21 protein-coding genes are annotated in these 23709 nt (G+C 44.3%); 15 read left to right on the forward strand and 6 right to left on the reverse strand.

The window, feature by feature from the left end:
- Positions 1–777, forward strand: coding sequence for a peroxide stress protein YaaA (gene yaaA / locus R7Z77_RS04610; protein ID WP_017821506.1), 777 nt, complete (start codon positions 1–3; stop codon positions 775–777).
- Positions 778–886: 109 nt separating this feature from the next.
- Here the strand turns inward: yaaA and srmB are convergent, their stop codons facing one another.
- On the reverse strand, positions 887–2110 hold the full coding sequence (gene srmB, locus R7Z77_RS04615) for an ATP-dependent RNA helicase SrmB (protein ID WP_005381797.1): 1224 nt from the start codon (positions 2108–2110) through the stop codon (positions 887–889).
- Positions 2111–2217: 107 nt separating this feature from the next.
- Positions 2218–2937 carry a tRNA1(Val) (adenine(37)-N6)-methyltransferase gene (locus tag R7Z77_RS04620; RefSeq protein WP_017635070.1) on the reverse strand — a complete coding sequence of 240 codons (720 nt, stop codon included), beginning with the start codon at positions 2935–2937 and terminating at the stop codon, positions 2218–2220.
- A gap of 330 nt (positions 2938–3267) precedes the next feature.
- Between R7Z77_RS04620 and brnQ the strand changes: the two genes are divergently transcribed.
- The gene (gene brnQ / locus R7Z77_RS04625; RefSeq protein WP_005381792.1) at positions 3268–4578 is read left to right on the forward strand and encodes a branched-chain amino acid transport system II carrier protein; all 1311 of its coding nucleotides are present in this window, start codon (positions 3268–3270) and stop codon (positions 4576–4578) included.
- An 85-nt stretch (positions 4579–4663) separates the two neighbouring features.
- Here the strand turns inward: brnQ and fldB are convergent, their stop codons facing one another.
- A complete protein-coding gene (gene fldB / locus R7Z77_RS04630) occupies positions 4664–5182 on the reverse strand; it encodes a flavodoxin FldB (RefSeq protein ID WP_005381790.1) in 519 nt (172 codons plus the stop codon).
- Positions 5183–5339: 157 nt separating this feature from the next.
- Here fldB and xerD point away from each other — a divergent pair, with 157 nt between their 5' ends.
- The 7 genes from xerD (at position 5340) to R7Z77_RS04665 (ending at position 14069) form a co-directional block, all read left to right on the forward strand.
- Positions 5340–6257, forward strand: coding sequence for a site-specific tyrosine recombinase XerD (gene xerD, locus R7Z77_RS04635; RefSeq protein ID WP_005381788.1), 918 nt, complete (start codon positions 5340–5342; stop codon positions 6255–6257).
- A 59-nt stretch (positions 6258–6316) separates the two neighbouring features.
- Positions 6317–7105, forward strand: coding sequence for a bifunctional protein-disulfide isomerase/oxidoreductase DsbC (gene dsbC / locus R7Z77_RS04640; protein WP_213967410.1), 789 nt, complete (start codon positions 6317–6319; stop codon positions 7103–7105).
- 43 nt (positions 7106–7148) lie between these two features.
- Positions 7149–8888 carry a single-stranded-DNA-specific exonuclease RecJ gene (gene recJ, locus R7Z77_RS04645; RefSeq protein ID WP_225491975.1) on the forward strand — a complete coding sequence of 580 codons (1740 nt, stop codon included), beginning with the start codon at positions 7149–7151 and terminating at the stop codon, positions 8886–8888.
- A 173-nt stretch (positions 8889–9061) separates the two neighbouring features.
- Positions 9062–10160 (forward strand): peptide chain release factor 2 gene (gene prfB / locus R7Z77_RS04650; protein WP_100068604.1). Its coding sequence is split into 2 segments (ribosomal slippage): positions 9062–9136 and positions 9138–10160, totalling 1098 coding nucleotides; the frame shifts between segments, so codons are not numbered across the junction.
- Positions 10161–10194: 34 nt separating this feature from the next.
- Complete coding sequence (gene lysS / locus R7Z77_RS04655; protein ID WP_005382861.1) at positions 10195–11712, forward strand: lysine--tRNA ligase; 1518 nt, start codon at positions 10195–10197, stop codon at positions 11710–11712.
- 242 nt (positions 11713–11954) lie between these two features.
- Entirely contained in the window at positions 11955–13289 is a 1335-nt protein-coding gene (gene vpsR, locus R7Z77_RS04660) for a cyclic-di-GMP-binding transcriptional regulator VpsR (RefSeq protein WP_017635067.1), read from the forward strand.
- A gap of 528 nt (positions 13290–13817) precedes the next feature.
- Positions 13818–14069 carry a hypothetical protein gene (locus tag R7Z77_RS04665; protein WP_005381776.1) on the forward strand — a complete coding sequence of 84 codons (252 nt, stop codon included), beginning with the start codon at positions 13818–13820 and terminating at the stop codon, positions 14067–14069.
- 131 nt (positions 14070–14200) lie between these two features.
- Here R7Z77_RS04665 and R7Z77_RS04670 read toward each other — a convergent pair whose 3' ends face one another.
- Complete coding sequence (locus R7Z77_RS04670; protein ID WP_005381774.1) at positions 14201–15235, reverse strand: NADP(H)-dependent aldo-keto reductase; 1035 nt, start codon at positions 15233–15235, stop codon at positions 14201–14203.
- Between the two features lie 154 nt (positions 15236–15389).
- On the opposite strand from R7Z77_RS04670, the gene R7Z77_RS04675 reads away from it, so the two are divergent.
- Entirely contained in the window at positions 15390–15701 is a 312-nt protein-coding gene (locus R7Z77_RS04675; protein ID WP_005381772.1) for a DUF6482 family protein, read from the forward strand.
- A gap of 15 nt (positions 15702–15716) precedes the next feature.
- On the opposite strand, the gene mutH is transcribed toward R7Z77_RS04675, so the two are convergent.
- Positions 15717–16397, reverse strand: coding sequence for a DNA mismatch repair endonuclease MutH (gene mutH, locus R7Z77_RS04680; protein ID WP_017821501.1), 681 nt, complete (start codon positions 16395–16397; stop codon positions 15717–15719).
- Positions 16398–17017: 620 nt separating this feature from the next.
- Between mutH and rppH the strand changes: the two genes are divergently transcribed.
- The 5 genes from rppH to R7Z77_RS04705 all read left to right on the forward strand — a co-directional run bounded on the left by rppH (position 17018) and on the right by R7Z77_RS04705 (position 22356).
- Positions 17018–17539, forward strand: coding sequence for an RNA pyrophosphohydrolase (gene rppH, locus R7Z77_RS04685; RefSeq protein WP_005381953.1), 522 nt, complete (start codon positions 17018–17020; stop codon positions 17537–17539).
- Positions 17540–17541: 2 nt separating this feature from the next.
- Complete coding sequence (gene ptsP, locus R7Z77_RS04690; protein WP_033906109.1) at positions 17542–19788, forward strand: phosphoenolpyruvate--protein phosphotransferase; 2247 nt, start codon at positions 17542–17544, stop codon at positions 19786–19788.
- A 6-nt stretch (positions 19789–19794) separates the two neighbouring features.
- Positions 19795–20586: a sulfite exporter TauE/SafE family protein gene (locus R7Z77_RS04695; protein WP_005385965.1), complete on the forward strand. Its 792-nt coding sequence runs from the start codon at positions 19795–19797 to the stop codon at positions 20584–20586.
- A gap of 87 nt (positions 20587–20673) precedes the next feature.
- Complete coding sequence (gene lgt, locus R7Z77_RS04700; RefSeq protein ID WP_005381948.1) at positions 20674–21495, forward strand: prolipoprotein diacylglyceryl transferase; 822 nt, start codon at positions 20674–20676, stop codon at positions 21493–21495.
- Positions 21496–21504: 9 nt separating this feature from the next.
- Positions 21505–22356 (forward strand): thymidylate synthase, encoded by an 852-nt coding sequence (locus R7Z77_RS04705; RefSeq protein ID WP_005381947.1) that lies wholly within the window; start codon positions 21505–21507, stop codon positions 22354–22356.
- Positions 22357–22426: 70 nt separating this feature from the next.
- Here R7Z77_RS04705 and R7Z77_RS04710 read toward each other — a convergent pair whose 3' ends face one another.
- Positions 22427–23569 (reverse strand): flavohemoglobin expression-modulating QEGLA motif protein, encoded by a 1143-nt coding sequence (locus tag R7Z77_RS04710; RefSeq protein WP_213967407.1) that lies wholly within the window; start codon positions 23567–23569, stop codon positions 22427–22429.
- Between the last annotated feature and the right edge of the window lie 140 nt (positions 23570–23709).

The raw sequence follows: 23709 nt of genomic DNA on the forward strand, positions 1-23709 counted from the left end.
ATGCTTATCGTAGTTTCTCCAGCGAAGACTCTTGATTACGAGTCTCCGTTAGCGACAGAAAAATTTACTCAACCTGAGTTGGTCGAATACTCAAAAGAGCTTATCGATGTTTGCCGCAAACTGACTCCTGCTGATGTTGCCTCTTTAATGAAAGTGAGCGACAAGATTGCCGATTTAAATGTAGGTCGATTCCAAGAGTGGAGTGAAACGTTTACCACTGAAAACTCACGACAAGCCATTCTTGCATTTAAAGGTGACGTTTACACAGGGCTAGACGCCGAAAGTTTATCTGAAGCGGACTTCGAATATGCTCAAGATCATCTGCGTATGCTATCGGGTCTTTATGGTTTACTAAAACCACTTGATTTGATGCAGCCATACCGTCTTGAAATGGGTACCAAGCTTGCAAACGACAAAGGTACGAACTTGTACCAGTTTTGGGGCAATGTTATTACGGACAAGCTTAACGAAGCGATTTCTGCTCAAGGTGATAATGTCCTTATCAACCTTGCATCAAATGAATACTTTAAAGCGGTTAAGCCAAAGAATTTAGATGCGCAAGTGATCACGCCAGTATTCAAAGATTGTAAGAATGGTCAATACAAGGTCATCAGTTTTTACGCGAAGAAAGCGCGCGGTATGATGGCGCGTTACATCATTGAAAACCGTGTTGAGAGCGTTGCAGACCTGACTAAGTTTGATACGGTGGGTTACTACTTTGTGGAAGATGAATCGACGCCAACAGAGTTAGTATTTAAACGCGAAGAGCAAAAATAAAGCTGATTGAGACGTAGTCTACGTTAATCTCTATCAGCACAAACGAAAAAGGGTTGGCATTGCCAACCCTTTGTTATTTTCTAGCTTGAGCTACTTGGCCCCAACAAGATTACTTCTTCTTAGCGGTTTTCTTTTTCGCTACTTTTTTCTTGTCGTCTTTTTTCTTTTTCTTCTTAAACACAGGCTTTTTGTGTTTAGGACGCATCTCTTTCACGAAACGCTCTTTGATGTCTTCTTTCACATAACGTGCAACGCGATCCATCATTGGTTGGTCGTGTGCTTCTACGATTGAGATAGCGTTACCTTTCTTACCTGCGCGAGCCGTACGGCCGATACGGTGAAGGTAAACATCAGCCGTGCGCGGCATGTCGTAGTTGATAACGTGTGATACATCCGGAAGATCGATACCACGCGCAGCAACGTCCGTCGCGAGCAGCACGTTCACAGTTCCATCGCGGAAGCGAGAAATCGCATTGTTACGACGATCTTGCGGCATTTCACCTTGAATCCAAGAACATGGAATCTGTGCACTTTCAAGCTGCGCTCGTAGCTCAGCCAAACGCTCACGAGTCTTTAAAAAGACGATAGTGCGCTCAGCTTGCTGAGTAATAATGTGTTTTAGTAATTCCAGTTTGTGTTCAGCATCATCAGCTCGGTGGTACCACTGAGCAATTTTCTTACGCTCACGCAGCGGCGATTTTGCATCAATCTCTGCTGGGTCATTCAACAGATCAGCGGTAAAGCCTTCTACGCCTTTCCCTTCTAACGTTGCTGAGAACAGAAGGGTTTGCTTACGCCAGCGACATTCGTTAGATAGGCGATCGACAGTAGGAGCAAAACCCATATCTAGCATACGGTCTGCTTCATCAAGGATTAACCATTCGATTGCACGACAATCAAAGCGTTCTGCATCAATGTATTCTTTTAAACGGCCAGGTGTCGCAACCACAATGTCTTGTGTTGTTGCAAGGATGTCGGCGTGCTCTTGGTACTGAACACCACCAGTGATGGTGAAAATGTTGAGTTTGGTATTTTTTGCCAAAGCACGTGCTTGATCGGCAATTTGCATCGCCAGTTCGCGAGTAGGCGTTAGGATCAAAATACGCGCAGGCCCAGGCTTACGACGAGGGAAGTCTTGCAAGTATTGCAATGCTGGCAGGACGAAGGCGGCCGTTTTACCAGTTCCTGTTGGCGCTGACGCTAGAATGTCACGACCGTCCAACGCTTGTGGAATCGCTTCTGCCTGAATTTTTGTTGGGCGTTCGTAACCCATCTCTTCAATGGCTTCAAGTAGGTTTTGGTCTAGATCAAGTTCAGCAAAGGTTCTGATCACAATGAGTTCTCCACAAGCAAAGCTTGGTTAATGGTTCGCCACAACAGCATAGAATACAAAAAGGTCGCACATTATAAAGTGATTGGTGATAAGGATCACATGTTATTTCACATCTTAAGATAAAACTCGCGAGTTAACTGTATGAAATCATCACTATAGCCGTCATTTGAACGGATAATTAAATGTGACGTCTGCAAATCGCAAGGTCGTTTTGACAGTTCAAATAACAGTCGGTGTACTGGTTTCTTTTCTGATGGTTGCACACGACAGATCCGCGATAGATACCAACTTTGGTTTAATGCTAGCTCAATGAACTGCTCGCCTTCGGTGATTGGCAACACAAAACTAGCTCTCCCTTCGTCATCAAGCAAATGATAGCAACGCTGTAGCAATGCGTTATGGCCTAGCGTATCAGTGTGCCTCGCGGTTGCACGTTGACTGTGTTTCGATTGCTCGCCGCTGTTGAAGTAGGGCGGGTTACAAATGATGCGTTGGAATGGATGTGTCGGCGTAAAGTGCAGTATGTCGGTGTGATGCACACTTACACGATCTGACCAAGGAGACTGGGCCATATTTTTTTGCGCGGCAGCAACGGCTGTTAATTCGATATCGACCGCGGTTATTTGAGCTTCTGTAAAGCGTTGAGCACACATCAGGGCAAGCAAGCCAGTGCCAGTGCCAATATCGAGAATTTTAGCGTCGTTAGGGCTTTGAATCCAAGCACCAAGCATTACCCCATCTGTGCTGACTGGCATACCACTCTCGCCGCCCTCAATACAAAATTGCTTAAAATTGAAGCCTTTAGTTTTCAGTTTTTTGTTCTTCATGATTGTTTTATATTTGCTCAATAATTAAGTGGATTGCTCTATTGTTTATTAATTGTATAGATTGTTGTTTTGTTGGTTATTAAATTGTATTGTTAATTGATCGAGATAAAGAACTGGTCTGTTATTTGGATCTGGTTATATCCACTGCTTTTAAGTTTGAAAACTAAATTAATATGGTGTTTTTTTCTTAAAGGTTGCCAAATGATGAGTCTTTCGTCATTATGCGGCGAAAATTTTATAGATTGAACCACGTGTACTTATTGACTTTAGGTATACAAAAAGTGGTCTAAGCATACACAACATTCATTAATTAAAAGACAAGGGTTATCTGTGAAGCAGACGTTAAAACTAACAGATATTATCGCAGTAGGCTTTATGCTATTTGCGTTCTTTTTAGGTGCGGGCAATATTATCTTTCCACCTCTAGCGGGTCAGTTAGCGGGTGAAAACTTAATGCCAGCTATGTTTGGTTTCTTGCTAACAGCGGTAGGTCTACCTCTTATTACTATCGTTGCTATTGCTGTTGCTGGTGGTTCTTGGGATCACTTGACGCAAGATCTTCCGAAAAAAGCGGCAGTTCTTATGGCTGCACTGATTTTCATCATCATTGGTCCTGCGTTTGCAGCGCCTCGTACTGGCCTAGTGGCTTACGAGATGGCGGTGAAACCTTTCTTCCTTGAGGCGTCACAAACGCATCTGACAGCGTTCTCAGTGATCTTCTTTATCGCAGCAATGATGTTCTCATGGTTCCAAGGCCGTTTGATCGATCTCATCGGTAAAGTACTGACACCAGCATTGTTCGTTGGTTTGATCATTCTTGCTGTCGCTGTCTTCCTTGATCCTCAGGGCGATATGATTGGCGCGCACGGTGAATACCTAACGCAGCCTCTGACCAAAGGCTTCTTAGAAGGCTACAACACAATGGATACGTTCGCGTCATTGATGTTTGGCATGCTGATGGTTGATGCACTGCGCGGTAAAGGCATTACTGAGCGCTCTGCAACTACTAAATATCTGATCTATGCAGGTTGTATTGCTGCTGCTGGTCTTGCGTTTGTTTACATCTCACTATTTTACTTAGGTGCGACGAGTGCAACGGTTGCTGCTGGTGCTGATAATGGTGGCCTAGTGCTTAGCCAATACGTTCAAGCGTTGTTTGGTCCATACGGTCAAATCGTTCTGTCTGTCATCGTATTGCTAGCGTGTCTGACAACCGCGATTGGCTTGATTTCTGCGTGTTCAGATTTCTTCAGCTCGAAAACACCACTGTCATACAAGCAATGGGTACTGATTAATGGTTCTGTTTGTGCATTGGTTGCAAACGTTGGTCTTGCGCAGCTGATTTCTCTGTCAGTGCCAGTATTGTTTGCGCTGTACCCTGTGGCGATTGCGTTGGTTGCACTAACATTTGTGCGCAGCAAACTGCCGAATCCACGCTTTGCTTACCGTGCAGTACTGCTTGTATCTCTGCTGTTTGCGTTGGTTGATGCGGCAAAAGTATCGGGTATTGATGTTTCTGCGTTTAACATGTTGCCATTATTCGAAGTCGGCATGGGTTGGGTGCTTCCAACATTTGCGGCTATCGTGTGCATGTTCTTCATCGCGAAACCTCGCCCAGAGCTAGCACAAGAAACCGCGTAATCACTTCGCGTTATCAAGATAATAAAAAGCCCGATGAATTACTTCATCGGGCTTTTTACTTTTTAATGATGACGTGTTTGCGCTATTAAAGCGTGTCGTGGAATTCCACAAGAACTTGTTCACACCATTTTTCGATGCGTTCATCACTCAGTTCGTACTGTGAGTCTTCATCTAACGCAAGTCCAACAAACTTGCTGCCATCTTCGATCAATGCTTTCGATGCTTCAAATTCGTAGCCTTCATTTGGCCAGTAACCGATAAAGGTTGCGCCTGTGGCTTGCAATTCATCGTGAAGTAAGCCCATCGCATCTAAATACCACTCTCCGTAACCTTCTTGGTCACCCAGACCAAACAGCGCTACAACTTTGCCTTTCAGTGGTGTGGTCGCGATGTCTTGCCAAATCGCGTTCCAATCTTCTTGAATTTCACCAAAATCCCAAGTTGAGATGCCAAGGAGTAATAAGTCGTAGTCCGCCATTAGTGATAACGGTGTCTCTTTCACATTGTGAATGTCGACAAGGTCTTCACCAATAAGGGTACGAATTTTCTCTGCTGCCATTTCGGTGTAGCAGGTCGTTGAGCCGTAAAAGAGTCCGATTTTCATTATATTCGTCGTTATTTGTGTTGCTGTTGTGGAAGATTCTAACCATAAATTGAGGAAGATTGCAGCGAATATCCTATGTGGGATGATTTTTTATGGTATTGGATTGGCAGGTGCTTTAATCTAAATACTGTAAATATAAACAGATAAGGAAGCATTCATGACGGCACAACAGCCTGTCAATCAACAAGATTTTTCGCTTGTTGAGCAATTCTTAGATGCGATGTGGATGGAGCGTGGTCTATCAGAGAACACGTTGGCTTCCTACCGAAACGATTTAATGAAGCTGCTCGTGTGGATGGAAAAACATCGATACCGTCTTGATTTTATCAGTTTGTCTGGCTTGCAAGAATATCAAAGCCACCTTGTAGACTTAGATTACAAACAGACGTCCCGTGCGCGTATGTTGTCGGCTATTCGTCGTTTATTTCAATACCTGCATCGTGAGAAGGTGCGCGCTGATGACCCGAGTGCGCTCTTGGTTAGCCCTAAACTGCCACAACGTTTACCCAAAGATATTAGTGAAGAGCAAGTGGACGCGTTGCTCGAAGCGCCAGACCCGAATGACCCTATAGAATTGCGCGATAAAGCGATGCTAGAGCTACTCTACGCGACAGGGTTGCGTGTGACAGAGCTCGTCAGTTTGACCATGGAAAATGTTAGCTTGCGCCAAGGGGTGGTGCGCGTGACTGGTAAAGGTGGTAAAGAACGCCTGGTTCCTATGGGGGAAAACGCGGTCGATTGGATCGAGACGTTCATTCAACAAGGGCGCCCTGCGTTACTTGGTGATACATCATCTGATATTGTTTTTCCTAGTAAACGCGCAAGACAGATGACTCGTCAGACGTTTTGGCACCGTATTAAATACTATGCTTTGATAGCAGGGATTGATACTGATCAGCTGTCGCCGCACGTACTGCGTCATGCCTTTGCCACGCATTTATTGAACTATGGCGCAGATCTCAGGGTCGTACAGATGCTTTTAGGACATAGTGACTTATCGACCACGCAAATTTATACTCACGTGGCGACTGAACGATTGAAGCAGATCCACAGTCAACACCACCCAAGAGCATAACAATGGTTAGATTCATCCATGTCCTCTTGGAAAAACGATTTTACATTAAGGTGAATTTCATGAGCGTATTACGCCGACTAACTCTGCTGACTTTACCATTTTTTGTTACCGCTTGTGGTGCAGAAGAAAGTCAGGCTCAAACGGAGACTCCTGCGCAACAAGTGGCGCCAGCTGCACAAAGCGGCTTTGATGAAGCAGCATTAAAAACTAAGTTCTCAAAGCTTGGTTTATCTATCGTTGATATTCAACCATCAGACGTCGCTGGCTTATTGGAAATTCAAACCAATGGCGGGATCCTGTTTGCTTCAAATGATGGTAGCCATTTTATCGCCGGTACGCTTTATGTCATTAATGATGATGGCAGTTACAAAGATGTCATAGCAGAGCGTCAAGCGCCGCTTAACGCCGAGAAAATTGCGCAGTTCTCCGATAGCATGATCGAATACAAAGCCGACGATGAAAAGTACGTTGTGACCGTATTCACCGATATCACATGTGGTTACTGTGTGCGTCTGCATAGCCAAATGCAAGGCTATAATGAGCTAGGTATTACAGTGCGTTACATGGCTTACCCTCGCCAAGGTGCAACTGGCCCTGTGGCAGAACAAATGGCAACGATTTGGTGTGCTGAAGATCCGGCGTCGGCAATGCACAACGCGAAAGTGAATCGTACATTTGATAACCCTGCGAAAGACCTGAAACAGTGTAAAGAAACCATCCAGGCGCATTACAATCTAGGTCGCCAATTGGGTATTTCTGGTACGCCAGCAATCTTCTTACCGAATGGCGAAATGGTTGGTGGCTACCTACCACCTGCAGAGCTATTGAAACGTTTAAAGCAACTATAATCCATTAGGAGCAGAGTCGGCAAAGTTGTCGGCTCTTTTAAGCATGATAGAAATTCAACGACGTCCTGAACCTGATCTTTCCCTTCTTCCTGATTCCATTCCTCCGATTCTTAAACGTATCTACATCAACCGTGGGATAACGGATCTTTCACAATTAGAAACGTCGGCCCGTGGGTTGCATTCATATCAAAAACTCGGGGGGATTGAGCAAGCTGTCGATCTTTTGTTTCAGGGGATAAAAGAACAAAAACGCATCATCGTTGTCGGTGATTTTGACGCTGATGGTGCGACAAGCTCAGCATTATCAGTACTCGCGCTGCGTATGCTTGGTAGTCACAATGTGGATTACCTAGTGCCAAATCGTTTTGAAGACGGTTATGGGTTAAGTCCAGAAGTCGTTGACCAAGCCTTAGAGCTTGGCGCTGAGATGATCATGACGGTGGATAACGGCGTCTCATCAATCGAAGGCGTGCGTTACGCAAAAGAAAATGGCATTACTGTGCTTGTTACCGATCACCACTTGCCAGGACAAGTGTTGCCTGATGTGGATGCAATGGTGAACCCAAACCTTGAGAGCTGTAGCTTTCCATCTAAAGCGCTTGCGGGTGTGGGGGTCGCGTTTTATCTCATGATGGCACTATGCGTTCATATGCGAAAACACAATTGGTTTGCAGAACAGGGGATGCAAGAGCCCAAGTTGATGGAACTGATTGACCTTGTTGCACTGGGTACCGTCGCCGACGTCGTTCCATTGGATGAAAACAACCGCATTCTTGTACACCAAGGTTTGCAACGTATTCGTGCGGGCAAAGCGCGTCCCGGCATCCAAGCGTTAATTGAGGTCGCGAAGCGCGATGCGCGTCGTTTAGTTGCGTCCGATTTTGGCTTTGCTTTAGGTCCACGTATTAATGCTGCAGGTCGTCTTGATGACATGTCTTTCGGTGTTGAACTGCTGATGTGTAACAACATCCACGCTGCTCGTCGCATGGCAAGTGAATTGGATGGCTTGAACCAAACACGTAAAGAGATTGAAGAAGGCATGAAGCAAGAAGCGATGGCTTTCTGTGAGCGCCTTCAGTTTGGTGAAGGCAATGAGCTTCCTTATGGCCTAGCCTTGTTCCAACGTGATTGGCATCAAGGTGTGATTGGTATTTTGGCTTCGCGTATTAAAGAGAAGTTTCACCGTCCAGTCATTGCATTTGCTGATGGCGGAGAAGGGACGATTAAAGGCTCGTGTCGTTCTATTCCGGGGCTACACATGCGCGATGCGTTGGATTTCATCGACACGCAAAACCCGGGTTTGATCATCAAGTTTGGTGGACACGCCATGGCAGCAGGCTTAACGATTAAAGAGCAGGATTTTGAGCGTTTCAGTCGTTTGTTTGATGAAGTGGTAAAAAAGGAGCTCGATGAAGCGGCGCTAAAAGGCGTGATCATGTCAGATGGTGAACTTAAGCCGGAAGAGTTCTCTATGCATGTTGCTGAACAGCTGCGATCGGGTGGCCCTTTTGGACAAGCTTTCCCAGAGCCAATCTTTGATGGTGAGTTTAAAGTACTGCATCAAAAGCTGGTGGGTGAGAAGCATCTTAAATTGATGTTAGAGCCGCTTTATAAAGGTCACCCTACCAATATGATGATCGACGGCATTGCATTCAATGTTGATCTACGCCGATGGCCAGATGCATCGGTTAAAACAGTACGTCTCGCGTATAAGTTGGATGTGAATGAATTTCGTGGTAATCAATCATTGCAATTGATGATCGATCATATCGAAGCTAAGTAATACCTAGATTAACCTTTCTTATAGAGTACGGTTGCCCCGAAGTGGGTGTAAAATTTTATGACCGTGCTCTCTCTCACCGCAATCTGATTTCTCATCCGAAATTTTCCTGTATCTCGGTCACATTTTTCAGTAGAATTTCTCGGTTAAATTCTATTCTAAAATGTTGAGTAAACATGTTTGAAATCAATCCAATTAAAAACCGTCTGCAGGACGTGTCTCAGCGCACAAATGTCCTGAGGGGGTATCTTTGACTATGACGCGAAGAAAGAGCGTCTAGAAGAAGTCAACGCAGAACTTGAACAACCAGATGTATGGAACGAACCTGAGCGTGCGCAAGCACTGGGTAAAGAGCGTGCATCACTAGAAGCGGTTGTTGAAACCATTGATCAACTAGAGCAAGGTGTGGAAGATGTAGAAGGTCTTCTTGAGCTGGCTGTAGAAGAAGAAGATCAAGAAACATTTGACGAAATTGAACCAGAACTTGCTGAGTTGGAAGAGAAGCTAGAAAAGCTTGAATTCCGTCGTATGTTCTCTGGCGACCACGATAGCTCTGATTGTTACATCGATTTGCAAGCTGGCTCTGGTGGTACAGAAGCACAAGACTGGACTAACATGCTGCTGCGTATGTACCTACGTTGGGCAGAAGCGAAGGGCTTCAAAGCTGAAGTGATTGAAGTCTCTGAAGGTGAAGTCGCGGGTCTTAAGTCGGCAACAGTTCGCATCTCTGGTGAGTATGCGTACGGTTGGTTACGCACTGAAACGGGCGTTCATCGTCTTGTTCGTAAATCTCCGTTCGATTCAGGCGGTCGTCGCCATACGTCATTTGCTTCTGCGTTCATCTATCCAGAGATTGATGAAAACATCGACATCGACATTAATCCTTCCGACCTACGCATTGACGTTTACCGTGCGTCAGGCGCAGGTGGTCAGCACGTAAACACCACAGAATCTGCGGTACGTATTACGCACGTACCTACGAACACAGTGGTTCAGTGTCAGAATGACCGTTCTCAACATAAGAACAAAGATCAGGCAATGAAACAGCTTCGAGCGAAGCTATTTGAGCTTGAATTGCAAAAGCAAAATGCGGAAAAACAAGCTAATGAAGACGCTAAGTCTGACATTGGCTGGGGTAGCCAGATCCGTTCTTACGTATTGGATGACTCACGTATTAAGGACCTCCGTACGGGCATTGAAAACCGTAATACTCAAGCGGTTCTTGATGGCGATCTGGACAAATTTATTGAAGCTAGCCTGAAATCAGGTCTATAAAGCTTTTCACCGACAAAAACAGGATACATCGAAAATGACTGATGCTGTTCAAAACGAAACTGTACTAGAAGAAAATAAGCTGATTGCTGAACGCCGCGCTAAACTGGATGCAATCCGAAAGAGCTGCAAAGCGAACGGCCATCCAAACGACTTCCGTCGTGACGCACTAGCGGGCGACCTTCAGAAAGAGTTCGGTGAAAAGACGAAGGAAGAGCTAGAAGAGCTTAACCACGTAGTAGCAATCGCAGGCCGTATCATGGCTAAACGTGGTCCATTCTTGGTAATTCAAGAAACTTCTGGCCGTATCCAAGCTTATGCTGACAAAGCGGTTCAAAAAGTACTTAAAGAAAAATACCAAGGTCTAGATATCGGTGACATCATCGGTGTTAAAGGTGCACTTCATAAGTCTGGTAAAGGTGACCTATACGTGAACATGGAAGAGTACGAGTTGCTAACCAAAGCACTACGTCCACTTCCAGAGAAGTTCCACGGTCTAACTGACCAAGAGATGCGTTATCGCCAACGTTACGTTGACCTGATCGTTAACGAAGACTCTCGTCAAGCGTTTGTAGTACGTTCTAAAGTAATGTCTGCAATCCGCAACTTCATGATCTCTAAGCAGTTCATGGAAGTTGAAACGCCAATGATGCACGTTATCCCTGGCGGTGCGAGTGCGCGTCCATTTATCACGCACCACAACGCACTAGACATGCCAATGTACCTACGTATCGCGCCAGAGCTATACCTGAAGCGTCTAGTTGTTGGTGGTTTTGATCGCGTATTCGAAATCAACCGTAACTTCCGTAACGAAGGCCTTTCTCCACGCCACAACCCAGAATTCACAATGATGGAATTCTACATGGCGTACGCAGACTACAAAGATCTGATGGACCTAACTGAAGAACTACTAAGCTCAGTGGCGCAAGAAGTTCTAGGTTCAACGTCAATGCCTTACGGTGATGAAACGGTTGAGTTTGGTGGTACTTACACTCGTATGAGCATGTTCGAAGCAATCAAGCACTACAACCCAGACCACGCGCAAATCCAAGCGCTAACAGAAGAAGACCTACAAAACCGTGATCTAATGGTTTCTATCGCGAAATCTGTTCACGTTGAAGTAGAACCTTTCTGGACATGTGGTCAGCTTCTTGAAGAGATCTTTGGTGAAACAGCAGAACCTAAGCTAATGCAGCCTACGTTCATCACTGGTTACCCAGCAGATATTTCTCCACTAGCTCGTCGTAGCGACGATAACCCGTTCTTTACAGACCGCTTTGAGTTCTTTATCGGTGGCCGTGAAGTAGCGAACGGTTTCTCAGAGCTTAACGATGCTGAAGACCAAGATGCACGCTTTAAAGCACAGGTTGAAGCGAAAGAGTCTGGTGACGACGAAGCAATGTTCTACGATGCAGACTACATCACTGCTCTAGAGCACGGCCTACCGCCAACAGCAGGCCAAGGTATCGGTATCGACCGTTTGGTTATGCTACTGACTAACACGCACACTATCCGTGACGTGATCCTATTCCCTGCAATGCGTCCGCAAGCGTAATTCGATAGGATGAGTAAAAAACCACCTTCGGGTGGTTTTTTTTGCCTTTTAGTTAAGTTAATTCAAGTTGTTGCATTTGCTTTTTAATGGGATATGCAAATAAACATTCGCCAAATCTCAATCTATTGCATAGTCTTAATACTGAGACAGACGTGAGGGGGCGGAGTCTCGATAATGTTACCCGCTCGCAAAGATAAGTTTGTGGCACAAAATTTCTATTAACAATGAAAAAGGGTTAGAGAATGGCTGGGCAGTTTAAGATGGATTCCATCCCGGGATCGCTTGTGGTAGTTGGCGGTACTTATGAGCCTTGGTTATCGGTACTGGAGCAAGTGGGCTGGAAGTGTCACCAAGTAGGTGATTTACGCAAAGCTAATACGCTGTTAGAAGATATTGGTCCATGTATCGGTATTGTTGATCTCAGCCATGACGAGTTCAGCTTGAATGGCTTGGCGAACTTAGTCAGCTCTCACAAACACGTACGTTGGTTAGCGTTTATTCGTGAATCTCAGCTTGGCACTGACACCATATGCCAGTTCATTGTTAACTTTTGTATCGATTTTTTCACAGCGCCGATCCCAGATGCACAGTTATTAAGCACAATAGGTCACCAGCTTGGCATGCTTAAGTTGGAGAAAAAAGTTTGGCCTAGTTTTGGTAGCAGTTTAGATATGGGTTTGATCGGTGAATCTATCCCGATGAAACGTTTACGCGATCAAGTGAAGCGCATTGGTCCAACGGATGTCAGCATTCTGATTTCTGGGGAAAGTGGGACTGGTAAAGAGGCGGTTGCTAGGGCCATCCATAAAGTCTCTTCACGCTCTCATAAACCGTTTATGGCAATTAACTGTCGCGCACTCAATGAACAACGTTTCCAAGCTGAAGTATTTGGTATTAACGCCGATGAAGATATGGAAGCATGCCTGCTTGAACAAGCAGATGGTGGCACCGTGTTGTTTAATGACATTCTTACCATTTCAAAAGAGCAGCAAATGAATCTGCTGAGATTCTTGCAAGAAGGCACCATTGATACTAAAGATGGCGTAAAAGCGGTTAACGTGCGTATTCTTGCTGCTAACTCGTCGGATGTTGAAAAAGCTTTGATTGACGGTGACTTCAATGAAGAGCTTTACCATTACATCAACGTTCTGCGCATCAATGTCCCTAGCTTGAAAGAACGTGCGAGTGACATCGCATTGCTGGCTCGTTTCTACTTACAAGAGTTCTCAAAAGAGTACAACTCGCAAGCAAAAAGCTTTTCTGAGGATGCATTCAAGGCACTGACACGTTATTTCTGGCCTGGAAATGTGCGTGAGCTGATGAACCAAGTGAAGCGAGCGGTATTAATGTCCGACAGCGTAATGATTGAAGAGCATCACTTAGATTTACCTCAACGTAATGACTCAAAGCGCAGCTTGAAATCAATCCGAGAGAAGAGTGAACGTGATGCGTTGCTGGTTGTTTTGGAATCTCATTCTGGTCAAGTTTCAAATGCGGCGAAAGAGCTCGGAGTTTCGCGTGCAACCATGTATCGACTACTTAATAAACATAACTTGATTTCCGAACAAGCCATGTAGTTGGCCTTTCCCTGTGTTAAATAGGCGAATAAATACAATAAAAGAGAGTGGCCACAGAGCCGCTCTTTTTATTTTTGTTTGGTTTGATTTATAAAATCCGCAAATTTATATATTCCTCAGGTGAATATGTTATACATAAAAGTATATGAAACTAAATTGCGGTGTATTGATTTGTTTTTAATCAAAAAGGCAAAAAATGTTTGATATATATTCATCAAAGCTTACAATTTAACCGTAACTCAATGAGTTATACCTTTCATAAACGGATTAATTTTTAGCTAGGAGGCGCAAGATGAAACATTACGTTGTTAACACCACTGCTTGCGCTGATCGTATGCCTATCGCTCCGATAACCCTTAAATCGGATGATACCAATACCACTGGCTCACAAGATAAAAATTAATCCGTAACCTATCATATTTATTACTAGGCTGCGGGAAAGTAGCGGCTTAGTATCAACAGAATATTTCTGTTCATTTTACGCACTATTTTTCCCAGTCGAATACATCGATAATCGGAGAAAATATTATGCGTCACTCTATTTACTTACAATTGGCCACTTTGCTATTGAAAGCAGACCTTAAACGCGAAGAAAAGCAATGGCAGCGTACCATACGCCGAACTGCTCATGATATTCCATGGACGAATGTTCATCTATTGAGGGATATTGGTTTAGATCGCGATGGTCGTTCTACACGTGCCAATGTTCCGGATGCAGTAAAAGTTGAACGTCGAGTTCGTCATCTTCGTCGAGTTTTAACGTCGCGAATAATGACGTAATCGTTAGCGTGTTGGACTGACTGAGTTGCTAACGAGTCATTCAACACGCTTAACTTTTTATATGAAGTATGACTTCATTGGATAAACAGCTGATCTTGAAGGTCAGCTGTTTTCGTTTGAGGGGGGTACCGTTAAGGGCAAGGATTCGAGTAAGTTGTACCTATTGCTTGAATTTCAGTAAGTAGTTCGTCGCTAAGTTGCAAATCAATACTGTCGATATTGGCTTTTAATTGGTCTAGGTTTGTTGCACCGATAATGTTAGAAGCAACAAATGGACGCTGATTGACAAACGCGAGCGCCATTTGTGCAGGGTTTAGACCATGCTCTTGAGCTAAATTGACGTAAGCTTCGGTCGCTTTAACACCTTGCGGAGTGAAGTAGCGCGCAAAACGCTCCCACTTAGTGCATCGAGCGCCTTCAGGTTTTGCCCCGTTTAGGTATTTACCACTCAGGCAGCCAAATGCCAAAGGAGAGTAGGCAAGTAACTGAACGCCTTCGTAATGGCTGATTTCAGACAAGCCAACTTCGAAGCTGCGGTTCAATAAGTTATATGGGTTTTGAATGGAGACAATTCTTGGCAAATCGTGTTTTTCTGCCAAACGCAATAGCGACATCACACCCCACGGCGTCTCGTTGGATACGCCGATATAGCGCACTTTACCTGCATTCACTAATTCAGTAAGCGCTTCCAACGTTTCAATTAACGTGACTTCTTCTTGTTTGTCAGGGTATGGGTAGTTGAGTTGACCAAAGCAGTTGGTTTGACGCTGCGGCCAATGTAGTTGGTACAAATCGACATAATCGGTTTGTAGACGATTAAGGCTGTCATCAATTGCTGTATGGATGTGGCGACGATTAAGGCTCATGTTGTCTCTAATGTGAGGAACATTGCGAGGGCCTGCCACTTTTGTTGCCAGTACTACTTTCTCTCTTTTGCCGCTTTTTGCTAACCAATTACCGATGTATTGCTCGGTGAGCCCTTGTGTTTCCGAGTTTGGCGGTACAGGGTACATCTCTGCGGTATCGATGAAGTTCACCCCATGATCGAGGGCAAAGTCGAGCTGTTCAAAGGCGTCCTTTTCTGTGTTTTGCTCGCCAAACGTCATAGTGCCGAGGCAGATTTTACTGATCTCAAGTGATGAGTGCGGTAGTTTTGTGTATTGCATATCACGTCCTTGAAGAGTTACCGACTAAATAAGTGACTCCAATATAGGGGATTTGTAGCCGCAATCGCAAATGATTTACGTATAAAGGATGAGCAAACTCGAAAGCTACAGTTAGCCTAACTACACTTAAATGATCGTGTGAAGGAGGTATGTTATGCAGAAGCATCAATTGGACATGTGGCTACATGGTCCACATAAAGATACTTATAAAACTCCCAAAGTATTTGTGATTGGGTGTTCTGATGTCTCTGACTATCTTTTAGCTGTGGAGTACAAGCATCAACTTGAGCCGATTAAAGACGGTGAAGACCCGATACATTTTGGCTCTCTAGACTTAGTAAAAGAAGAACTATTGAGGTTAGGGGTCGATAAAGCGTATTTAAGGCTGCGCAATGCGTATGACGAATGTGGCACTGAAGAGGCAGCCTCATACTGCGATATTGAGTTATCGCTCGTGACGCACTAAATAGCTGATATAGTTTTATTCTGGTTGAGTGTTAATGTAGTGCTTGAGTAAGATCTGTTCAGTAAACTGTGTTCTAAGGTAAAAGCCTCGGGGCAGAGTTTTCATCGGCTTACCATTTGAGTTATATGCTTCGGTGAGCGCTTTTGCATTTGCGGCTTTAGGGCGAAGATGCAGCGCTTCTCCGTGTCTGGCGGAAATTTGATCAAATCTTCCCAAGACGATCATCTCCATTAACTCTTCCCAGTCATTTCGCAAAATCCGTTCTTCTTCTTCATCTGGTGACCAAATGAGTGGACTGCCCACACGTCTTTCAGCGAGTGGGATTTCTCGTTCTCCTTCTACGGGTACCCAAAGCACACGAGATAGCTTGTTTCGAACATGACTTGTTTCCCATGTAAGACCATGAACACCAGTGAGGGGGGCCACAGAAACAAAGGTTGTTTCTAAAGGTTTGCCAGAGTAACTGATCGGAATACTTTTCAACTCGATCCCTAGTTTTGCGAAATCTTGTTGAGGTTTACTGCCAGCTGGAGCGCCCAAGTGCCATTCGAGTAATTGACCCACCCAACCTTTATCACGTTTTAAGTTTTCAGGAACAATCATATTCGCCTCGGCGGCCAACTCAGCAAAACTGAGTCCTGCCATATCATGCGCTCGTTCCAATAGCTCTGCTTCTGTTTGTGGTTCTGGTTTCATAGTTACAAGGTGGTATTACAAAAAATATAGTTTATCAAACTCCGACCAAATCTACTGTTTAAGATTTCACCGAGGCGGTGTAAGAACGATCAATTCATAACTTATCCACAGGTGGAGGAGATATAGATAAGATCCTGACGAGGTCTGTATGAATAAACAGGGGTTAAAATGCATTTTTGGGGTTGATTTTGTTGTAATCATCTAAACGAATAGCAGGTAAGTGTGGATAAATAGCCTGTTGGTGGATCTTTGACCGATCTGAGTTTGGTGAAAAGATCATCAAGAAATTGAAGATCGAATTATCGTTGTTTTTAAAAATAAATACTTTTTTATCAATGTATTATGTTTGTTTTTTTTGTTTATTCATTTGTTTTTCATTTGATGGGATTGAACTGAATTACTCATTTGAATTGAATTCTTCACAAAGTTATTCACAGAAAAGGTGAATAAATGTGGGCAATGTCTCACTCTTGTGTTGATAAGGTATGGTTTGATTAAAAGATATCCAAAAATGCTGAAAAGGTAATAAATCTTGCTCATATCACATCAGTAAGTTTGCTAGTAATGGGGATATGTGGAAAAATCACGGTAATAAAAAATTTATTCATAGAGGTTAGCCAGTGATAGATGGCGATGGTTACCGACTTAATGTTGGTATTGTGATATGTAATAACCATGGTCAGGTCTTCTGGGCTAAACGATACGGGCAACACTCATGGCAATTTCCACAAGGTGGGATTGACGAAGGTGAAACCCCTGAACAAGCCATGTTCAGGGAGTTATACGAAGAAGTCGGTTTAACGAAAAAAGACGTTAAGATCATTGCAACAAGTCGTCATTGGTTAAGATATAAGCTACCAAAGCGATTGGTGCGTTGGGACTCCAAGCCTGTTTGTATCGGCCAAAAACAGAAATGGTTTCTGCTGAGATTAGAATGCGATGAGTCTCGCATTAATATGCAACGCGGAAAATCCCCTGAATTTGATGGTTGGCGCTGGGTAAGTTACTGGTATCCAGTTAGGCAAGTTGTTTCTTTCAAGCGAGATGTTTATCGACGAGCGATGAAAGAATTTGCATCCTTAGCCATGCCTTTTCGAGAGAGAAAAGCGAAAGGGAAAAGAAAAAAGCAACGTAGAGGATAATCATGCTCAGTCAGCTAAGGGAAATAGTTGAGAAAGTCTCCAGGGTCGATGATGTGCATCTGGCACTCGATATATTGGTGAAAGAGACTTGTGCTGCCCTTAGTACTGAGTGCTGTACTATCTATCTTGCTAATGAAGAAATGCAGCGCCTTGAGTTAATGGCAACTCAAGGCCTTATTTTTGAAGGTGATAGTATTCATATCAACTTCAATGAAGGCTTGGTTGGGTTGGTAAAACGAAGCGCTGAACCCCTTAACCTTGCCGAAGCCTCAAAACACCCCGAGTTCAAATTCTTTCCTCAACTCGGCGAACAGATTTACCACTCTTTTTTAGCTACTCCAATCATTCATCGTAAACAAGTTTTAGGTGTGTTGGTGATCCAACAAAAAACACCGCGCTTGTTTAGTGAAATGGAAGAATCGTTTCTTGTTACTTTATCCGCTCAGTTAGCGGTGCTCATTGCACATGCGCAGAGTCTTGGGCATTGGCAGTTAGCATCTAAACCCACGGTATTAAAAGGTTTGCCTGCGTCTACTGGTGTCGCGATTGGAGAGTTTTGGTTCGACAATACCCAGCCGAGTTTATCGGATGTTTTCCCTTCGTCCACGTTAGATAAGGAACGCGAGCACGAGACATTACTGGTGGCCATAGAGCGAGCGTTAAATGACTTTCGCCGTATGCGGAAAAAGCTGGACAGTGAAATCAACAAAGATGCGCTTGCGATCTTCGATCTGTTTACTCACTTACTGAATGATCCGATGCTTCGCGGTGATTTGAAGAAGCAGATTGAAAAAGGAGATAGGGCAGACTGGGCGTTACGCCAAGTTGTAGAGTCATACTCGAATCGATTTGCCAGAATGTCGGATGTATACATGCGTGAAAGAGCGCAAGATATCCGAGAGTTAGGGCAAAGGCTGCTCTATTTTCTACACAACAGCGAGCAAGAAAATTCTGCAATTGATCGTCCCATTATTTTGGTGGCGAATGAACTCACTGCCACCTTGCTCGCTTCTGTACCTAAAGAGTTTTTGTTAGCTGTCGTATCATTAGAGGGAGGCGCTAACTCTCACGCTGCCATTTTATCTCGAGCTCTTGGGGTCCCTGCAGTCATGGGCGCCAACATTAATCCGGATGTGGTGAATGGCAAACTCGGGATAGTCGACGGCTATACGGGTGAGATCTTCTTAGAGCCAAACCGCCAGTTGTTGCGAGAGTATCGCAGCTTAGTAAGCGAAGAGTCTGAACTGTTTGCCATGGTAAACAAGGACCTCGCACTCCCTGCGGTTACGCAAGATAATCACCATATCGAAATTATGCTGAATGCGGGACTCAGTGCAGACAGTAATATTGCCATCAACACAGGTGTTGATGGTGTTGGGTTGTACCGAACTGAGATTGCATTTTTACTTCAGCATCACTTTCCTTCGGAAGATGAGCAGTATCATCAATACCAAGCAATACTTAACAGCTATCCGAATCAACGAGTAGTGATGCGTACTTTGGATATTGGTGGTGACAAACCTTTGCCGTATTTGCCCATCGAAGAAGATAATCCGTTTCTAGGCTGGCGTGGCATTCGTTTTACATTGGATCATCCAGACATTTTCTTGATCCAGCTGCGTGCAATGTTAAGAGCGAGTGCAGAAAGCGGAAACTTAAGTATCTTATTGCCAATGGTGTCAGGGGTAAAAGAGCTAGACGATGCCATTAGCTTGATTAATCAAGCTCACAGCGAAGCCGTTTTGCTTGATGATAGAATTCAATTCCCACAAATTGGGGTCATGATTGAAGTACCATCGATGGTGTATCTGTTGCCAACGATTGCTCACCGTGTTGATTTTGTTTCTGTCGGGACAAACGATTTAACTCAGTATTTATTAGCGGTAGATAGGAACAATTCGCGCGTAGCGGATGTCTATGAATCTATGCATCCTGCGGTACTGTTAGCGCTTAAGCAAATCCATGAGGTGTGTGATAAATATCAGGTGCCCGTGTGTATTTGTGGTGAGCTAGCGGGTGATCCATTTGGCGCTCTTCTCTTACTTGGGTTAGGGTATACCAGTTTGAGTATGAACACCTCCAACGTGGCTAAGGTGAAATATTTGATTCGTCATAGTCAACAAGAAGAATTAGAAAAATTAGCGGAGCAAGCAATGACAAAGTCCTATGGGGAGGACATTCATCAAATGATGCATGACTTCTTCATTCAACAGGGCTTTGCGGGCTTTATCCGTGCAGGTAAAAAGTAGGAAATCGTGACCGTCTCTTTATTTTTGTTATTGTTGGCGCTAGGCGCTTTTGTGGGTGTGATGGCGGGGTTACTCGGTATCGGTGGTGGTTTGATTGTTGTTCCTGCCTTGTTGTATTTGCTTCCTCTTGCTGGGATCTCTCCAGAAATGAGTATGCACATGGCCTTAGCCACTTCGTTAGCGAGTATTATTGTCACGTCTGGCTCATCGGCGATGAATCACCTTAAGCTCGGCAATGTCGATATGTTTGTCGTAAAATGGTTGATGCCTGGTGTGGTCATTGGTGGCTTTGTTGGTGCCAATATTGCTGAGTGGATCCCTACACACTATTTGCCGAAAGTGTTTGGTGTCATTGTTCTTTGCCTGTCAGTACAAATGTTTCGTTCCATTAAAGTTACGAGCAGTAAACCTATGCCGAGCAGCCCTGTGACTGTAGTTTACGGCACGGGAATTGGTGTCGTATCAAGCCTTGCTGGTATTGGTGGTGGCTCACTGTCGGTACCATTTTTAAATAAACATGGGATAGAGATGCGTAAAGCGGTGGGCTCATCCTCCGTTTGTGGTTGCGTGATTGCTATTTCTGGTATGATCGGCTTCATCTTACATGGCTATAAAGTGGAAGGCTTACCTTCATACAGTATTGGTTATGTTTATCTTCCCGCTTTATTAGCGATTGCTATGGCCTCGATGCTCACAACAAAAGTGGGTGCGAAGCTGGCAACTAACCTTCCAACTGCGGTATTAAAAAAGATATTCGCGGTGTTCTTAATGTTTGTTGCAGCGACCATGCTGCTCTAAGTTTGTACCCAAGTCATTCTCGCTGAACCAAGCATCTAGAGGTTACTTGGGTATATTTATTTTGTTGTGATAAGAAGAGAATGATTTATGTCTCAGGGATATATTGAATTTCCCAATATTGATCCGGTTTTAATCTCTATTGGTCCTGTTTCGGTTCGTTGGTACGGTTTGATGTACCTTGTGGGCTTTATGTTTGCTCTATGGTTAGCGAACCGACGTGCGGATAAGCCTGGAAGTGGTTGGACACGAGAGCAGGTTTCTGATTTGTTGTTCGCAGGCTTCCTTGGCGTGGTGATTGGTGGCCGTGTAGGCTACGTGCTTTTCTACAATTTTGAGCTCTTCCTGGCTGACCCTTTGTATCTATTTAAAGTGTGGACCGGTGGTATGTCTTTCCACGGGGGCTTACTGGGTGTGATTACTGCGATGTTCTGGTATGCACACAAAAACGGGCGAACTTTCTTCGGTGTTGCTGACTTTATCGCGCCGCTTGTGCCATTTGGTTTGGGTATGGGGCGTTTAGGTAACTTCATGAACAGCGAGTTGTGGGGCCGAGTAACGGATGTGCCTTGGGCGATCGTTTTCCCAAATGGCGGTCCACTGCCACGTCATCCATCGCAGCTTTATGAAATGGCGCTTGAAGGTATCGTACTTTTCTTCATCTTGAATTGGTTCATCAAGAAACCTCGTCCTCTAGGTTCTGTTTCAGGGCTATTTTTAGCTGGATATGGTACATTCCGCTTCTTAGTTGAGTACGTGCGCGAACCAGACGCTCATTTGGGTTTATTCGGTGGCTTTATTTCCATGGGACAGATTTTATCCCTGCCAATGGTGGTTATCGGTGTCCTCATGATGGTTTGGGCATACAAACGTGGTCATTACAAAGACGAATTACCACAAAAGACGAAGTAAGGTATTGGTGTGAAACAGTATTTAGATTTGTGTCAACGCATCGTTGACCAAGGTGTTTGGGTTGAAAATGAGCGTACAGGCAAGCGCTGCCTGACCGTAATCAACGCGGATTTAACCTACGATGTTGCGAACAATCAATTTCCGTTGGTCACCACACGTAAAAGTTTTTGGAAAGCGGCCGTTGCAGAGCTATTAGGGTATATTCGTGGTTACGATAATGCGGAAGATTTTCGTAAGCTGGGCACGAAAACCTGGGATGCCAATGCCAACCTAAATGATGCCTGGTTGAATAACCCATACCGTAAAGGCGAAGACGACATGGGCCGTGTCTATGGGGTTCAAGGGCGCGCCTGGGCGAAACCTGATGGTGGTCATGTTGACCAGCTACGTAAGATAGTGGATGACTTAACGCGTGGTGTTGATGATCGCGGTGAAATCCTGAACTTCTACAATCCGGGTGAGTTCCACATGGGGTGCTTGCGTCCTTGTATGTACAGTCACCATTTTTCATTGCTGGATGATACGCTTTACCTGAATAGTACTCAGCGTTCGTGTGATGTACCGCTTGGCTTAAACTTCAATATGGTTCAAGTTTACGTATTCTTGGCGATTATGGCGCAAATTACGGGCAAGAAACCTGGTCAGGCATTTCATAAGATTGTGAATGCTCACATTTATGAAGACCAGCTTGAACTGATGCGCGATGTTCAGTTGAAGCGTGAGCCATTAAAAGCGCCGACGTTCCATATCAACCCAGAGATTAAATCTCTAGAAGATTTGGAAACTTGGGTAACACTGGATGACTTTTGGGTTGAAGGGTACGAGCATCACGATCCTATTCGTTACCCATTCTCAGTGTAACGAGTATCGTTCTTCAAGATATAGAAAAAGCTCCGAATGGAGCTTTTTTCTTTTTTGTACTTAGAAGGTATTATTTTAGTGCACTGACAATATAACGGTGAATTGGGTTGGTCTGCATCGGTGTGGACAGTGCCGGGCTAATAAACTTAGGTTGAGTGAATATTTCTTTACTCACTAATGAACGGATAAGCTCAAAGTACTTCAGCTCTGTTTTCCCGCACAACAATAGTGAAAAGTCATCGCCCAATTTATCATAGGCATTGAGCACCTCTCGGAATCCTCTAAGATACAAGTAATCCTTCGTTAAACCTCCACCTCGATAGACTCGGGCAGTCGTTGTAAATGCTTGAAGATCAGAAGCTTTATACTGTTCTTTTAATAGCATGAACGTATGGCGGAAATCGCGATCCTTGATCATCGACTCTACTGCCAGAACTCGTAAGGCTAAGGTTCTTAGGCGCTTGATACTGAAATGTCCTGACAGATACTCACATAATATAGCCAGCCCTTCTTGAGTGTTGGTATTGGCAAGACAACCTAAGCTCAGGACTTTTAGCGGTTGTTGACGACCGTTAAGCGTAGTTAGGAGATGTACTCCCATTTCATGATGTGCAAGAGCCTCCAGCTCATCAGTGGTGATGTACGCCGCGTGGTTAATTTTGACTCTAGATCCTGAAACTAGTGCGTTTGCTAACATCCCGTCCAACACCTGTATTTCACATTCATACCCATTGCGTTGAGCAAAATTTTGCATGAAACGTGCTATTGCACGGCTATCGTGCTGAGGTTCTTTTTCTTCTTCTGTAGGAAGGTGCAATATGAAATGGGCGTTGGCAATATCTTTGGCGCTCGGTTCCCCATAATAGCGTAAGGAGTTATAAAGAAACTCTTGCGTACCTATGGTATTCACTTGATCCAGTTTATCTGCATAAGACTGAATTACATCCGCGTACAGCCTCTGCAGTTGGGTGTCTTGAATGTTTTCTAGAGGTAGCTCATATAGGCGTCGCTTTGCGCTGTGGGTATCTACGTTAGTAATTGAATATTGAAAATTAGGCTCTTGAGAATATTTGTTTTTAATGAAACGTTCTCTTTCTTGAGCATAATTAAGAGGATTCACGCTACTGAGGATATCAATATCAGCAACCAGTTGGGTTAGGTTTTCGTCTATTGCGAGTAGCTGATCAGAAATAGCGTCATTAAGCTGCGTCATGTTGTCGACTCCAAATGAGATAGCTCAGCATAAGCATGCTGATGTGGCTCAAATTATCACCGGACAATCGATTTGAACAGTTTAATTATCATAAAAAAGGCTCCACGATGTGGAGCCTAAACAATAAGCGATGGTATGTC

It is taken from the genome of Vibrio sp. 1401 (assembly GCF_033340295.1).